The sequence below is a fragment of the Brevibacterium samyangense genome (genome assembly GCF_039529845.1).
Lineage (GTDB): Bacteria > Actinomycetota > Actinomycetes > Actinomycetales > Brevibacteriaceae > Brevibacterium > Brevibacterium samyangense.
This window is the reverse complement of the sequence record NZ_BAAANO010000006.1, coordinates 1-12,987: the sequence shown is the minus strand read 5'-3', so window position 1 is coordinate 12,987 and position 12,987 is coordinate 1. Positions and strand designations below refer to the sequence as shown.

At 66.3% G+C, this 12,987-nt stretch carries 18 protein-coding genes; 10 read left to right on the top strand and 8 right to left on the bottom strand.

Translation table 11 applies throughout. The features are described from left to right. A partial coding sequence (locus tag ABD172_RS03780; RefSeq protein WP_344307096.1) for a hypothetical protein occupies positions 1-219 on the bottom strand: 219 nt, incomplete at its 3' end. Between the two features lie 51 nt (positions 220-270). Beyond that, on the bottom strand, positions 271-528 hold the full coding sequence (locus ABD172_RS03775) for a metal-sensitive transcriptional regulator (RefSeq protein WP_344307094.1): 258 nt from the start codon (positions 526-528) through the stop codon (positions 271-273). Positions 529-655: 127 nt separating this feature from the next. Here ABD172_RS03775 and ABD172_RS03770 point away from each other — a divergent pair, with 127 nt between their 5' ends. The 4 genes from ABD172_RS03770 (at position 656) to ABD172_RS03755 (ending at position 3,320) form a co-directional block, all read left to right on the top strand. Then, a complete protein-coding gene (locus tag ABD172_RS03770) occupies positions 656-1,243 on the top strand; it encodes a rhodanese-like domain-containing protein (RefSeq protein ID WP_344307092.1) in 588 nt (195 codons plus the stop codon). 17 nt (positions 1,244-1,260) lie between these two features. Further along, on the top strand, positions 1,261-1,557 hold the full coding sequence (locus ABD172_RS03765; RefSeq protein ID WP_344307091.1) for a rhodanese-like domain-containing protein: 297 nt from the start codon (positions 1,261-1,263) through the stop codon (positions 1,555-1,557). 31 nt (positions 1,558-1,588) lie between these two features. After that, positions 1,589-2,452, top strand: coding sequence for a sulfite exporter TauE/SafE family protein (locus tag ABD172_RS03760; protein ID WP_344307090.1), 864 nt, complete (start codon positions 1,589-1,591; stop codon positions 2,450-2,452). 271 nt (positions 2,453-2,723) lie between these two features. Continuing rightward, the gene (locus ABD172_RS03755) at positions 2,724-3,320 is read left to right on the top strand and encodes a recombinase family protein (protein WP_344307088.1); all 597 of its coding nucleotides are present in this window, start codon (positions 2,724-2,726) and stop codon (positions 3,318-3,320) included. A 67-nt stretch (positions 3,321-3,387) separates the two neighbouring features. Here the strand turns inward: ABD172_RS03755 and ABD172_RS03750 are convergent, their stop codons facing one another. Both ABD172_RS03750 and ABD172_RS03745 read right to left on the bottom strand, forming a co-directional pair. Continuing rightward, positions 3,388-4,023, bottom strand: coding sequence for an FAD-dependent oxidoreductase (locus ABD172_RS03750; RefSeq protein WP_344307087.1), 636 nt, complete (start codon positions 4,021-4,023; stop codon positions 3,388-3,390). A gap of 337 nt (positions 4,024-4,360) precedes the next feature. Next, positions 4,361-5,125, bottom strand: coding sequence for a recombinase family protein (locus ABD172_RS03745; RefSeq protein WP_344307085.1), 765 nt, complete (start codon positions 5,123-5,125; stop codon positions 4,361-4,363). Positions 5,126-5,582: 457 nt separating this feature from the next. Between ABD172_RS03745 and ABD172_RS03740 the strand changes: the two genes are divergently transcribed. The 3 genes from ABD172_RS03740 (at position 5,583) to ABD172_RS03730 (ending at position 8,149) form a co-directional block, all read left to right on the top strand. Beyond that, entirely contained in the window at positions 5,583-5,990 is a 408-nt protein-coding gene (locus ABD172_RS03740) for a four-helix bundle copper-binding protein (protein WP_344307083.1), read from the top strand. 150 nt (positions 5,991-6,140) lie between these two features. Further along, entirely contained in the window at positions 6,141-6,728 is a 588-nt protein-coding gene (locus tag ABD172_RS03735; RefSeq protein ID WP_344307081.1) for a DUF305 domain-containing protein, read from the top strand. Between the two features lie 231 nt (positions 6,729-6,959). Further along, positions 6,960-8,149 (top strand): IS3 family transposase gene (locus ABD172_RS03730; protein ID WP_344307079.1). Its coding sequence is split into 2 segments (ribosomal slippage): positions 6,960-7,215 and positions 7,215-8,149, totalling 1,191 coding nucleotides; the frame shifts between segments, so codons are not numbered across the junction. On the opposite strand, the gene ABD172_RS03725 is transcribed toward ABD172_RS03730, so the two are convergent. Further along, the gene (locus ABD172_RS03725; protein WP_344307077.1) at positions 8,137-8,766 is read right to left on the bottom strand and encodes a DUF305 domain-containing protein; all 630 of its coding nucleotides are present in this window, start codon (positions 8,764-8,766) and stop codon (positions 8,137-8,139) included. The two genes, ABD172_RS03730 and ABD172_RS03725, sit on opposite strands and share 13 nt — an antisense overlap. Before the next feature lie 304 nt (positions 8,767-9,070). Here ABD172_RS03725 and ABD172_RS03720 point away from each other — a divergent pair, with 304 nt between their 5' ends. From ABD172_RS03720 to ABD172_RS03710, 3 genes are read left to right on the top strand one after another with little or no spacing between them, the layout of a single operon-like run. Continuing rightward, on the top strand, positions 9,071-9,391 hold the full coding sequence (locus ABD172_RS03720; protein WP_344307076.1) for an SHOCT domain-containing protein: 321 nt from the start codon (positions 9,071-9,073) through the stop codon (positions 9,389-9,391). Next, positions 9,388-10,884 (top strand): multicopper oxidase family protein, encoded by a 1,497-nt coding sequence (locus ABD172_RS03715; protein ID WP_344307074.1) that lies wholly within the window; start codon positions 9,388-9,390, stop codon positions 10,882-10,884. Before ABD172_RS03720 ends, ABD172_RS03715 begins: the two co-directional genes overlap by 4 nt. 46 nt (positions 10,885-10,930) lie before the next feature. Further along, the gene (locus ABD172_RS03710; RefSeq protein ID WP_344307073.1) at positions 10,931-11,677 is read left to right on the top strand and encodes an Rv1352/Rv1906c domain-containing protein; all 747 of its coding nucleotides are present in this window, start codon (positions 10,931-10,933) and stop codon (positions 11,675-11,677) included. A gap of 29 nt (positions 11,678-11,706) precedes the next feature. On the opposite strand, the gene ABD172_RS03705 is transcribed toward ABD172_RS03710, so the two are convergent. The 3 genes from ABD172_RS03705 to ABD172_RS03695 form a co-directional block, all read right to left on the bottom strand. Next, positions 11,707-11,934: a hypothetical protein gene (locus tag ABD172_RS03705; protein ID WP_344307071.1), complete on the bottom strand. Its 228-nt coding sequence runs from the start codon at positions 11,932-11,934 to the stop codon at positions 11,707-11,709. A gap of 213 nt (positions 11,935-12,147) precedes the next feature. Then, positions 12,148-12,516, bottom strand: a complete 369-nt coding sequence (locus ABD172_RS03700; protein ID WP_344307069.1) for a helix-turn-helix domain-containing protein — start codon at positions 12,514-12,516, stop codon at positions 12,148-12,150. Between the two features lie 114 nt (positions 12,517-12,630). Then, on the bottom strand, positions 12,631-12,987 hold a 357-nt coding region (locus tag ABD172_RS03695), incomplete at its 5' end, for a transposase (protein WP_344307067.1).

Below are 12,987 nucleotides of genomic sequence, written 5' to 3'. Positions count from 1 at the left end.
CGTGGCGGCGTCGTCCTCCGGCGCCGCCTCGTCGAGGGCGCGGCGGGCCTGGGCAAGGGCCACCGCGGCGCCCTCGTGGTACTTCGCCGCCGGCCGTGGGGTGCCGTCCCGCGAGAGCGCGCACAGAGAGGCGGGACCTGCGGCCGCGGTCAGGCGATCGAGCGCCGCACGTTCGAGCCGCCGCACGTGCGCGGCGACGGTAGGTCCGGTCGGGTGCATGAATCCTCCTCGACGAGCGGGGGCGTCCCGGATGCTTCCGCGGCGGTCCGCTCAGGCGAGCGAGAGGAACATCTTCTCCATGTCCTTCTTGTCCAGGGACCCGTCGGGATCGGTCAGGCACTGCTCGAGGCCGCTGGCGATGATCGCGAAGCCGGCCCGGTCCAGGGCCTTGGACACCGCGGCGAGCTGGGTGACGACGTCCTTGCAGTCGCGCCCCTCCTCGAGCATGCGCACGACGGCGGCCAGCTGCCCCTGGGCGCGCTTGAGGCGGTTGACGGTGGGGGCGAGTTCGGTGGTGTCCAGCTGCACGGGGGCCTCCTGAGGGTGCGGGTCGGGACCCCCATGCTATACCCCCCGGGGTGTCTTGCATACCCCCCGGGGTATATGTCAGACTCGGTGCACGCCCAGCCCGGGACCCCCAGACAGAAGGATGTTCATGACCTCCGCCTCCCTGAACCTGACCACCGTCGAGCCGCAGACCCTGCGCGAGTGGATCGACCGCCACGAGGACCTGGTGATCCTCGACGTCCGCTCCGCCGCCGAGTTCGCCGCCCTGCACATCCGCGGCTCCTACAACGTCCCGCTGCCGCTCCTCACCGAGCACACCGACGCGGTCGCCGACCGCCTCGGCGAGCGGGTCGTCCTGGTCTGCCAGTCCGGGGTGCGGGCCGAGCAGTCCCGCCAGCGCCTCGCGGCCGCCGGCGTGGACACCGCCTACGTGCTGACCGGCGGCGCCCCGGGATTCGCCGCCGCCGGGGGCGACGTCGTGCGCGGCGCCAACCGCTGGGACCTGGAGCGCCAGGTGCGGATGGTGGCTGGCTCCCTGGTCGTCCTCGGCCTGGTCGGCGGCCGATTCGTCTCGCCGCGCCTGCGCACCCTCGCCGGGGCCATCGGCACCGGCCTGACCTTCTCGGCCCTGTCCAACACCTGCGCCATGGGCAAGGCGCTGTCCGCCATGCCCTGGAACCGCGCGGCCGAGGAGCCGACCGCCGCCACGGCCATCGCCCAGATCCCCTCCGCCTAACCCCCGAAGGAGCAGCCATGACAGAGATCACCGTCGCCGACGCCCAGCAGCGCCGCACCCAGGACCAGGTCCTCGACGTCCGCGAGGACGCCGAGGTCGTGGAGGGCATGATCCCCGGGGCGCTCCACATCCCCCTGGGACAGCTCGGCACCCGCCTGGCCGAGATCGACCGCACCCGCCCCGTGATCGTGGTCTGCCGCAGCGGCAACCGCAGCGCGGCCGCCGCCGAGGCCCTGTCGGCAGCCGGCTACGACGCCGCCACCATGGCCGGCGGCATGCTCGCCTGGCAGCGCGCCGGCCTGCCCGTCCGCTGACCACCGCCCCCGGAAGACAAGGACCCGCCGCATGACCACCACCCTCGTTCTGACCCTGCTGCTGTCGGTGGCGATCGGACTCTCCCTCGGCCTGCTCGGCGGCGGCGGGTCCATCCTCACCGTGCCGATTCTGACCTACGTCGCGGGCCTCGACGCCAAGGAGGCCATCGCCTCCTCGCTGTTCGTGGTCGGCGCGACCTCGGCCGTCAGCGCCGTCAACCACGCCCGGGCCGGACGAGTGAAGTGGCGCACCGGGCTGCTCTTCGGAGCCGCCGGCATGGCCGGGGCCTTCGGCGGCGGCCTGCTCGGCGGCTTCATCCCCGGCACCGTCCTGATGATCGCCTTCGGGCTCATGATGGTCGCCACCTCCGTGGCCATGATCCGCGGCCGCCGCAGCCGCTCGGCGACGGACACCGACCACGAGCTGCCGGTGGTCAAGGTGATCGTCGAGGGCCTGGTCGTCGGGCTCGTCACCGGTCTGGTCGGGGCCGGCGGCGGTTTCCTCGTGGTCCCGGCCCTGGCGCTGCTGGGCGGACTGCCGATGCCCGTGGCCGTGGGGACCTCGCTGGTGGTCATCGCGCTGAAGTCCTTCGCCGGACTCGCCGGCTACCTGACCACCGTCCAGCTCGACTGGGGCCTGGTCGGGGCCGTGACCGTCGCCGCGATCCTCGGCTCCGTGCTGGGCGGACGCCTGACCGGGATCGTCCCCGAGACCGCGCTGCGCAAGGGCTTCGGCGTCTTCGTCCTCGCGATGGGCGTCTTCGTCCTCGTCCAGGAGCTGCCCGGGGCAGCCGGCCTCACGGTCGGACTCGTCGCCGCCGGCCTCGCCCTGGCAGCCACCGTCTGCTGGATCGCCGTGCCCCGATGCCCGCTGCGCACCTCCACGGCGACCTGAGCACCAGCACCGCCGGCACGGCCTCCTCCAACGGGGCATTGCCGCACTGCGAAAGACCACGCCCGTCCGCAGTATTCCGAGGTACCGCGCCCTAACCCTGGGCCCCACCACCGCGTCTCGAAAAAGAAAAGCTTTATGAGACGTCCTCCGCGGCGTCGACCCGGACCTGTGCGAGGGGTGCTCCCGCAGGGCGTGGCGTCTCGGAAACCCGTCTCGCCGGGAAGTGCCTCGCAATGCTCCTTCCCAGGAGTTTATGAGTCACACTGGCACGATGAGGCATCTCGGCTATACCCGCGTCAGCACCGCCACCCAGGACGCGCAGCTGCAGCTCGATGCGCTCCTGGCTGCCGGGGTGCAGAAGCGCGACGTGTTCTCCGACGTGACGTCCGGGAGCCGGACGGCGATCGAGCGGCCGGGGATGAAGCGACTGCTCGACTACGCCGAGCAGGGCGACACCGTCGTGGTCTGGCGCATCGATCGGCTGGGCCGGTCCCTGCTCGATGTCCTGAACACCGTGACCCTGCTGCGGGACCAGGGGGTGAAGATCCGGTCCCTCTCGGACGGGATCGACCCGGAAACCTCCTCGGGCCGACTCATGCTGGGGATGCTCGCGACGCTGGCCGAGTACGAGCGCGAACTCATCACCGAGCGGGTCAACGCCGGGATCGCCGCGGCCAAGCAGAGCGGGACCCGGTTCGGCCGGCCGCCGGTCGATCCCGCCCTGATCGGGCAGAAGCTTGAGGTCGCTCAGGACGCCCGCGCGAAGGGCCGCACCGCCGAGGAAGCCGCCCAGTTGGTCGGGTGGTCGCGGGCAACACTCTACCGCCACCAGCAGGCGGCCCGCGCCCGCGCAGCCGTCCCAGAGTAGATGGGAAGACGACCTGCGTCCGGCCGCCACTTAGCGATCACAGAAGACCGCCACTTATCTCTGCGATTCACGGCCAGTCCATCGCCTCGTCCGGGTTCGCGTACGGGAAGTGGAAGGCCATCTCCTGGCGGACCTCGAACGTCGGCAACGCCGCGAGGAACCCGGACGGCAGCGACAGCTCACCGAGCAGCCCGGGCAGGAACCCACCGGCGGCGACGATGACGTGCGAGGCGTTCACGACGGACACCGCGGCGGTCGAGTCGGCCGTTGCGGTGACCGTGAAACCCGCGCCGGAACGCGTCACGGACGCCACCGTGAACCCGGTGAAGAGGGCCGCTCCGAGTTCGACGGCCGCATCGACCATCGTCCGCACCGTCGTTTGCGCGTCGATGACCCCGGCCGAGGCGTGCCACATCGCCGGCCCGTTCGTCCGGATCCCCGGCCAGCGCTCGGCGGCTTCCTCGGCGGTGAGGAGCGCGTGCTCGATCCCGACCTCGGTCATGAGGCGGGAGAGGTTCTCCGGGTCACGGGTCTGCCCGAAATCGACGCAGCCGGTGCGCCGGATGAGCTCGGTGCCGCGACTCTCGAGCTCGGCCCATCCGGCACTCGCCCCTCTTCCTCGACCTCGTTGGCTTCGCGCAATCGGCGCAGAGTCTCCTCGGGGTGTTCCTCGTAGAACGTCGCATCGACCCTCGGCCGCCACCGCACCGCACCGAACTTCTCCCCGCGTGCGCGCATATAAAGCTCCGTCAGAGACTCGTCGTGCTCGTTGTTGCCCATCGTTCCCTCCCCCGGCGTTGAGCAGCCGGCACTTCCTCGTGGTCGTCACTCCAGCGGATCACAACCCCAGTCCTCCGGCGCCGCCAAACCCTCGCTCAGCATCTCCCCCTCAGCCCAGCCAACCGGCGACCCGAACCGAAGCAGATGCCGGCACGGTGCCCCCCAACCTGAGCACGACGGCGAGGTCATGGCCCCTCGACCACGGCCCTTCCAAGGCAATTAAGGTCGAGCGCAGCGGAGACTTTGGGCGGCAGCCCCATTCACCCCTCTGAGCCGCTGGAGCTGGACGCCTTCCCGTAAACACCCTTGCCGGCAAGTGCTGCGTAAAGAGTCTGCCGCGAGCACCCGTAGCGCCGCGCCACCTCGGTCTTCGGTACGCCCATCTCTACGAGCGCGCGAGCAGCATCAATGTCCTCGTCGCTGAGGCTGCGCTGCTTCTCGTAAGTTCCCTTGGCCTTGGCGAGGGCGATGCCCTCGGCTTGACGTTCTCGGATGCGGCTGCGCTCGAACTGCGCCATAGCGGACAGGAACGTGAGGAAGAGTTCTTGCATGGGCGAGCGATCGTCCTTGGATACGGTGATCTGCTCAGAGACGAAGGTGACGGTGCAGCCCTTCTCGATCAGCTCGTCCACAATCGCGTGCAGGTCGCGGATGTCCCGCCCGAGGCGGTCAAGGCTCGCGATACGGATTGTGTCGTGCTCCCGCACATATCGCATCAGCTCGGCAAGCCCCTTCCGTCTGGCGCGACCCTTGCCGCTCATGCGGTCCTCGAAGATTCGATCGCGCTGCCCGATTGTCCGGAACTGCCGTGCCGGGTTTTTGTCGTTTTCAGAAGCCGACTGCACGTCCATCCCCGTGTTCTCGGTGTTATTGAATGCTGGTCGTTCAGTACTCGTGTGCACGACGGTAAGGATTGTCAGAAGGCGCCTGCGCGAAACGGCACTCTCTCCTATGTAATGAGTGGACGGCAGTTGGAGATCGGCAGATCGGTTGTGGCCGCGTCGCTGAAGGTGGTTGACGGTCATGTATCCGATTGTCGTTGCTCAAACGTGCGTTAAGCCGGACAGAGGATGCAACGGGCAGGGCCCTTCGACGCTGGTACGAAACTGGGATGAGTCGAACCTCCGAGCACTTGCTGTGGGTGCCTCCGCGACGATCGCGGCGGCCGGCTGCGGCGGTGGCATACCCGGGAGAGTCGGCTAGCATGTCCCGTCTTACAATCATCGGCGCGTTCTTCCCGGTCTTCGTACGAACAGCCCTGATCAGTTCTCTAGGCAACAGCCGTCACATGGCTTCAGCGTTGGCAACTGCTAAAACGCGCCAGGCAGGTCGCGCGCGCTGACGAGTTCCTCGACATTCTGCAAAAGATCGATCGTGAGGGGCTGTGCTCGTCGCGGCGGATCCGTAACGTTAAATGCGGATCGGACTTTTCCGATACCGACGACTGGGAGAACGACGACTGGGAGAACAAGGAGTATTCCGATGACTCACATCAGCTCGATGATCGAAACCCATCCCAACGACACCACTGGTCTGGACGTGCAGAAACTTGCCGACTGCATCGCGGCCTGTTTCGAATGCGCTCAGACCTGCACCGCCTGCGCTGATGCCTGCCTGGCCGAAGATATGGTCGCAGACCTGCGCAATTGCATTCGACTCAACCTCGACTGTGCCGACCTCTGCGCAGCCACGGGCAGCATTCTCAGCCGTCGTACCGGGCAGAATCTCACCACGGTCAAGGCCGCCCTCGAAGCGTGCCGGACCGCCTGCGCCGAATGTGCTGCCGAATGCGAGAGACACGCGGACATGCACGAGCACTGCCGCGTCTGCGCTGAAGCCTGTCGCCGGTGCGAACAGGCCTGCGCTGACGTCCTGGCCGTCATCGCCTGATTGTGACCACCATTGTTCCGGCGCTGTGTAGCGACCGAACAGTGGTGGTGCTTTCAGCGGCCGGAGGCGAGGACGATCACCCCGCGGTAGTGAGAGCAGCGCATCGCGACACGATCCAACACCAATGAAAACCAATGAAAGGAGACTGCAATGTCGGCGTTTCACGGTGGTTCCAAAGGCGGCGATCATGCCGCCTCCGGCAACTCGATGATGTACCTGCGGTTCGCTGCGATGATCCTCACCGGGATGGTTGTCATGTACTGGGTGATGTTCATCGGGTCCTGGGACTGGAGCCACGTCCGCTTCAGCCAGAGTCGCGTCTTCATGGCCCTCACGATGGGCGGTGCGATGGGTCTGGTGATGCTGGCCTGGATGCTGAACATGTACAAGAACGTCAAGGCCGACGTCGCCGTGGTCATCATCAGCCTCCTGCTGCTCGTCGGTGGAGCCGTCCTGGACCGCAGCCAGGCCACGATCGGGGACACCGCTTTCATGCGCGGGATGATTCCCCACCATTCGCTGGCCATCACCCGCGCCGAACGGGCCGGGATCCAGGATGCGCGGGTATGCGAACTCGCCAAGGAGATCAGCGAGGCCCAGCGCCGAGAAATCTTCGAGATGGACTGGCTGATCAAGGACATCGAGCGCAACGGGGTGGCCCGCACCGCACAGGAAGCTGCATCTCGCCCCGTACCCGAGTACACCGAACCAGCAGAACGGCAGTGCCCGACCCGCTGACAAGCCCTCGGGCATCGATCCCGGCGTGAAAAGACCCGCGCCGAACACACTGCAACTGCACCCGTGCTCAACTACCCTGACCGCAACCACCCAGAAGCAACCTCCTTGACTCCTGGGGAGACCGGGCGGTCCGTCCACATACAGGTTCGGCGGGGAATTGAGGTGCTCTAGAGATTTCGGACAGTGGCCCCAATAGAATTGGGGTTGCGTAGAAAGTGAGATTTTGTCCGAATGTCTACCTCTCGTCGTCGCTACAGCCAGGAGTTCAAGGACCAGCTGTGCGAGGAAGTGATCTCCCAGCAGAAGACGATCCGCTCGGTCGCTGATGCCTACGGCATCGGCGCTGAAACCCTGCGGAACTGGGTCAAGAAGTACAAGGCCGCCCACGGCGAAGATGAAGCCCAGGCGCCGCTGTCCGGCTCCGAACGAGCACGGTTGGCGGAGCTGGAGCGGGAGAACCAGCAGCTGCGCGCCGAAGCGGCGTTCCTAAAAAAAGCGGCCGCGTACTTCGCGCGGGAGCCACGGTAGTGGCGAAGTACGAATTGATCGACTCCCAACGCACCCATGCTCCTGACTCGGGCTGGTCGGTGGCGAACATGTGCGCCTGGCTGGAGGTCTCACGCTCGGGCTACTACCACTGGCGGTCCCGCCCGCAGTCGGCGACCGCCGCCCGCCGGCAGGCGCTGACGGGTCGGGTGAAGCACTATTTCGAAGCATCGGATGGGACGTACGGGTACCGCCGCATCCACGCCGACCTGACCGACGAGGCGACGGAGGCGTCCCCGGAGCTGGTCCGTCAGATCATGCGCGATGAGGGCCTCTACCCCTGCCAGCCGAGACCGAAGCGGGTGACCACGATCCCCGATGAGCACACCGCTGATGTTCCGGACCTGGTGCAGCGGGATTTCACCGCCGACCGGCCAGGGGTGAAGCTCGTCGGCGACATCACCTACATCCATACGTGGGAGGGGTTCGTGTACCTGGCCACGGTCATCGACTGCTACTCGAAGAAGGTCATCGGCTGGTCGATCGCCGATCACATGCGCACCGAGCTCGTCGAGCAGGCCCTGCTCAACGCGGCTGCGACCACGAGAATCGAGCCGGACGCCATCTGGCACTCAGATCGCGGTGCTCAATATATGTCGGCGTCATTCCAGGCCCTCCTGCGCAGGTTGAGGATGCGCCCGTCGGTGGGCCGGACCGGGGTGTGCTGGGACAACAGCCTGGCCGAATCGTTCTTCGCAGCGCTGAAGACCGAGCGCGTCCACCGCACCGTCTACCCGACCAAGGCACACGCCAGACGTGATGTCATCAGCTATATCGAGGGGTTCTACAACCGCCGCCGGCGTCACTCCGCGCTCGGCTACCGGTGCCCCGACGACGTCCACTACAGTGACCAGCAGCTCCCTCAGGCAGCATAGGAAAACCAATCATCCGCTGTCCGAAATCTCCGCAGCAGCCCATTCGCCTGCGGGTTCTGCCCGTCGGACACCTCCTGTTCGGCCATCTCGACAGCACCCTGATGATGTCGGGTCATCTGCTCCAGGTACACGCGCGCAGCGTCAGTGCCGGCAGCGTCCTCCAGCCGTTGTATGTCCTCCTCGCTCATCCCGCCCATACCGCCGTGGCCTTGACCTTGGCCCTGACTTTGACCCGGCCGCTCTGTAGCGCTCACGGGCTCCTTCCCCCATGCTTCGAGCATTGCGTTCATCCGGTCGATCTCCGGCTGCTGAGCGTCGATGACGCCCTGAGCGAAGTCAGCGATGTTCTGCGGGATGTCGTCCTTGGTCAGCAGCGTCTCGCTCATCTCGACTGCCTGCTGATGGTGCGGGATCATCCTCTGCGCGAAGTTCACATCAGCATCATTGTGCTCGGAGGAGACCTCCTCGCCGGTTTCGCCGGGGGTGGCGTCGGCCGGGGTGCTGGGAGCGGGGTCCGACCCGGGGTTCTCTTCCTGTCCGTCATTGCCGGTGCATCCGGCAAGAGCAAGAGCGGCGGCCACCGCCGCGGCTGCGACTGCGGTTGTGCTGCGTTTCATGATCGGTCCTTCGTCAGGGAGATGTATCGTTACCGCTCTCATGCAGTTCGATGGTGCACGCCGCGCCATGGCTGTGCCACGGACACTCTGCTGGCAGCGTCCCGTCCTGGGCGCGGAACAAGCGCGTCGAAGTCGACGATGTCACCAGTCTGACCTCCCTGCTCGCAGAAGACAGCCCCGCAAGCCGTGCGGGCTTGAATTCTGCAGAATCTTCGAGCCCTGCCCGGTGCCTTGTCACGTGAACTGGGGAGACAATGGAGACGCGACCGCGAGAAGCAGGGAGCAGGGAGCAGGGAGCAGGACGATGATGAACTGCGTCGGAGCTGGAGGCATGTGGTGGACCTGGATTTCCGGGGCACTGCTGCTGATCGGCGTGATCGTGCTGGTGGTTGTGCTGGCGCAGGTGCTTTCCGGTAAGTCGGGCACGAGCGGGCGCGGCGCGGTCGTACCGGGAGGCTCCGCAGGCCCAATCGGCCCGAGCAGCACCCCAGAGGGCAGAGGGCCCCGCGGAAACGCCGGAGCCCAGCGGGCCAAGGAGATCCTCGCTGAGCGCTACGCCCGGGGCGAGCTGAGCACCGAGGAGTACCACGAACGGCTGCGGACACTGGACGGTTACGGCCCATGATCAGCCCGAGCCGCCGTCAGCTGCTCGCGCTGGGCCTCGGAGGAGCCGCCACGGCCATCGGCGGAGTCGGGCTCTGGCAGGGCACGAGGATCCGGCCGGGCCCGGGCACCGCCGGGACCGAAATGGTCGAGCCCGAGGTGCTGGCCAGCCGCGACGGTCTGCTGGAACTGGACCTGGAGGCCGCGCCGGCACAGCTTCCCATCGGCAACCGGGACGTGTCCGTACTGACATTCAACGGCTCGCTCCCGGGACCGACGCTGCGGGTGGCACCCGGAGACACGATCCGGGTGCGGATGCACAACTCGCTGGACGCACCCACCAATCTGCACGTCCACGGGCTGCACGTGTCGCCCGAGGACAACGGCGACAACCCGTTCATCAGCATCGATCCCGGCCAGTCCTTCGACTACGAATTCGCGCTGCCGGACGACCATCCGCAGGGCACGTACTGGTATCACCCGCACCGGCACGGCTACGTCGCCGATCAGCTCACCGCCGGCCTCTACGGGGCCATCCTCGTCGAGGACCGCGAGGCGCTCCCGATGACCCGCGAGCGACTCATGATCGTCTCAGATCTGAGCGTCGACGCCTCCGGAAACCTGGTCGAACCCGACCGGATGCAGCAGATGATGGGACGCGAAGGCGACCTCGTCCTGATCAATGGACAGCTGCGGCCGAGCCTGACCGCCGCCCCCGGGGATCGCGAACGCTGGCGCATCATCAACGCCTGCACCTCACGGTTCCTCCGACTGCAGCTGGACGGGCAGCGTTTGCAGCTGCTGAGCCGGGACCTGGGGCGCCTGCCTGCCCCTCAGAATGTCTCGGAAGTGGTCGTCCTGCCGGGGAACCGCGTCGAGCTGCTGGTCGAAGCCGAGGAGGGCACTGCTTCTCTCGTCGCGGCCCCGGTCGACCGGGGCCGCGCTGCAGGGATGATGGGCGGCGGGCCGAGGGGCCGCAGCGGACCAGGAGAAGTCGACCCGTTCGAGCTTGCGACCTTCTCAGTGACAGGAAATCCGGTCGAGAAGCTGCCGCCGGTGCCGCCCGCCTCCGCACTTCGAGACCTGCGGGAAGAGCCAGTCACAGAGCGACGGGAGTTCGACTTCGCCATGGGAATGGGTCCCGGAGGAATGGACGGAGGTCGCATGGGGACGCCTGGGGGCGGCGGAATGATGACTTTCACGATCAACGGACAGGAATTCGCCCACGACCGGACTGACGCCGAGGTGCGATCAGGCACCGTCGAGGAATGGACACTGAGCAACTCCTCCCCCATGGATCACCCGGTGCATCTGCACGTGTGGCCGATGCAGGTCATCGAGCAGGACGGCCGGGCTGTGGGCGAGGCCTGGTGGCAGGACGTGGTGAACGTTCCGGCGTTCGGCGAGGTCAAAGTGCTGATCGCCTTCGATGACTTCACCGGCCGCAGTGTCTTCCACTGCCACATCCTCGACCACGAGGACCTCGGAATGATGGGCACGGTGGAGGCTAGCTGACACCGGATCGGCGCCAGCGTCGGCGGCGCAAAGGATACCCCGTGGGGTGTCAGCGTTGAAGGGGCATGCCGGGTCCGGCTCTGGTTCACCCTCCCCTTCGGAGGCGGCAGCGGCCGATGGCGGTCAAGCTTCGTCGCCGACGCCCTCAACGGCGAAGCCAACTTTCCATCGCGAGGACGGGATGACCATTCAGTGCCGCGACGCTGATGGAAACACAAAACCTGCGCACTCCAGCCTTGATGACATCTGGGAGTTCGAAGCATCAGGCCGCGTCGAATGCGACGTCTCCTTCAAGAGCTTCTCTCGCAGCTATACAACTACCGAAACGGAGAGGGATGCGATTGAGGAAGCTGACTACGACGACGTTGATTCCCTCGACACCCTCTACTCACTCTGCGCCGAGGCTTACCTAGGCGACTACGAAGAGACGTTGCCATGGTCGCCGGCTCAAATCCAGGAAGCCCGGGGAGCCTTCGTGCTGTGCCCGGACCATCCTGAGCGTGACGAAGTAGAAGAACGAATGCAGCAGGGAGAAGAGGAAGAAAAGGCACGGGAACGCGGCGAGATCTTCGGCAGCGGAACCTACCGCGTAGGCGAGGACATTTCTCCTGGCACCTATGTCACGGAATCGGATAGCGGCTTCGACGGCTGCTATTGGGAACGTCTGGACAGTGCCGGAAACATCATCGACAACAACTTCATCCGAAGCGGATTCAGGGCCGAGGTGACCATCCGCGAAAGCGATTACTCCTTCTCCACCGAGCGCTGCGGAGAATGGCGCAAACAGAACTAGCGCTGCTCCCCGACCTCGCCTGCAACGGCTTAGTCGTTGCGGGTGTCATCCCAGCCGGGCATGTCGAGGTCGGCCACGATGCCGTTGAACTCTTCCTCGATCTCGTCGGCCTCGCGCAGCCGGCGCAGCGTTTCCTCGGGGTGTTCCTCGTAGAACGCCGCATCGACCCTCGGCCGACCCCGCACCGCGCCGAACTTCCCCCCGAGTGCGCGCATGTAAAGCTCCGGCAGAGACTCATCGTGTTCGTTGTTGCTCATCGTTCCCTCTCCCCGGCGTTGGGCTGCCGGTACTTCCTCATTGTCATCGTTCCAGCGGATCGCAGCTCAGCCAACCGGCAACCCGAACCGACGCAGATGCCGGCACGGTGCCCCCCCAACCTGAGCACGACGGCGAGGTCATGGCCCCTCGACCACGGCTCTTCCAAGGCAACCAAAGTCGAGCGCAGCGGAGACTTTGGGCGGCAGCCACAGTCACACCCCTGCGCCGCTGGAGCTGGACGGCTTCCCGTAAATACCCTTGCCGACCAGTGCGGCGTACAGCGTCTGGCGCGAGCATCCGTAGCGCCGCGCAACTTCGGTCTTCGGTACGCCCATCTCTACGAGCGCGCGAGCAGCGTCGATGTCCTCGTCGCTGAGGCTGCGCTGCTTCTCGTAGACGCCCTTGGCCTTGGCCAGGGCGATACCTTCCTCCTGAAGTTCTCGGACGCAGCTGTGCTCCGGCCTTGTCGCCGCGATGGGCCCTCCGGCGACGTCGGGTTCTCCGGATAGATGGCGGAAGGTTTCACTCCCGCTGACCCAACCTTTCCGGCATTCTGGCCGTACCGTAGATGTTGATGTCAAGAACGGGCTCAGGCCAGGCTCAAACCAGCGGTTCGGCGCCGTCTGCCACGGTGTCCGTGGGAACGGTCGTGGTGGGTGCTGGTCAAGCTGGTCTCGCGGTGGGCTATTACCGACTCATCGCATTTGAGTGTGTAGGACGGGGCGGAAGCCACCGGCCTCCAGCAGCGACCGTGCGATGTAATTCGTAAGATTCCGGAACCCCAATGCGGACCCACGTAAGTGCTCCAACCGCCCATTGATCGCCTCGATCGGACCGTTACTACTGCCGGGATGATCGAAGAACGCGACGACGTCCTCACGCCGACGTTTCAACGTCCGCCCCAAAGTGATCACCTCACGCAGGTCGCTCGGAACCCCGGACGCCACGTCCGTGATCACCGCGCTCATCTTCACCTTCCCCGCCTTCGGATCCGTATCCCGGTATGCGTCCACGATCCGCTGGTACACACCCCAGGTCGCCTCCACGAGCAC

What these genes read in the sequence shown, in the direction of transcription:
- ABD172_RS03755 (WP_344307088.1), top strand. Translation starts at nt 2,724, where the DNA reads ATGAGGCATCTCGGCTATACCCGCGTCAGCACCGCCACCCAGGACGCG.
- ABD172_RS03740 (WP_344307083.1), top strand. Translation starts at nt 5,583, where the DNA reads ATGACTCACATCAGCTCGATGATCGAAACCCATCCCAACGACACCACT.
- ABD172_RS03715 (WP_344307074.1), top strand. Translation starts at nt 9,388, where the DNA reads ATGATCAGCCCGAGCCGCCGTCAGCTGCTCGCGCTGGGCCTCGGAGGA.
- ABD172_RS03765 (WP_344307091.1), top strand. Translation starts at nt 1,261, where the DNA reads ATGACAGAGATCACCGTCGCCGACGCCCAGCAGCGCCGCACCCAGGAC.
- ABD172_RS03760 (WP_344307090.1), top strand. Translation starts at nt 1,589, where the DNA reads ATGACCACCACCCTCGTTCTGACCCTGCTGCTGTCGGTGGCGATCGGA.
- ABD172_RS03705 (WP_344307071.1), bottom strand. Translation starts at nt 11,934, where the DNA reads ATGAGCAACAACGAACACGATGAGTCTCTGCCGGAGCTTTACATGCGC.
- ABD172_RS03770 (WP_344307092.1), top strand. Translation starts at nt 656, where the DNA reads ATGACCTCCGCCTCCCTGAACCTGACCACCGTCGAGCCGCAGACCCTG.
- ABD172_RS03720 (WP_344307076.1), top strand. Translation starts at nt 9,071, where the DNA reads ATGATGAACTGCGTCGGAGCTGGAGGCATGTGGTGGACCTGGATTTCC.
- ABD172_RS03745 (WP_344307085.1), bottom strand. Translation starts at nt 5,125, where the DNA reads ATGACCGTCAACCACCTTCAGCGACGCGGCCACAACCGATCTGCCGAT.
- ABD172_RS03735 (WP_344307081.1), top strand. Translation starts at nt 6,141, where the DNA reads ATGTCGGCGTTTCACGGTGGTTCCAAAGGCGGCGATCATGCCGCCTCC.
- ABD172_RS03725 (WP_344307077.1), bottom strand. Translation starts at nt 8,766, where the DNA reads ATGAAACGCAGCACAACCGCAGTCGCAGCCGCGGCGGTGGCCGCCGCT.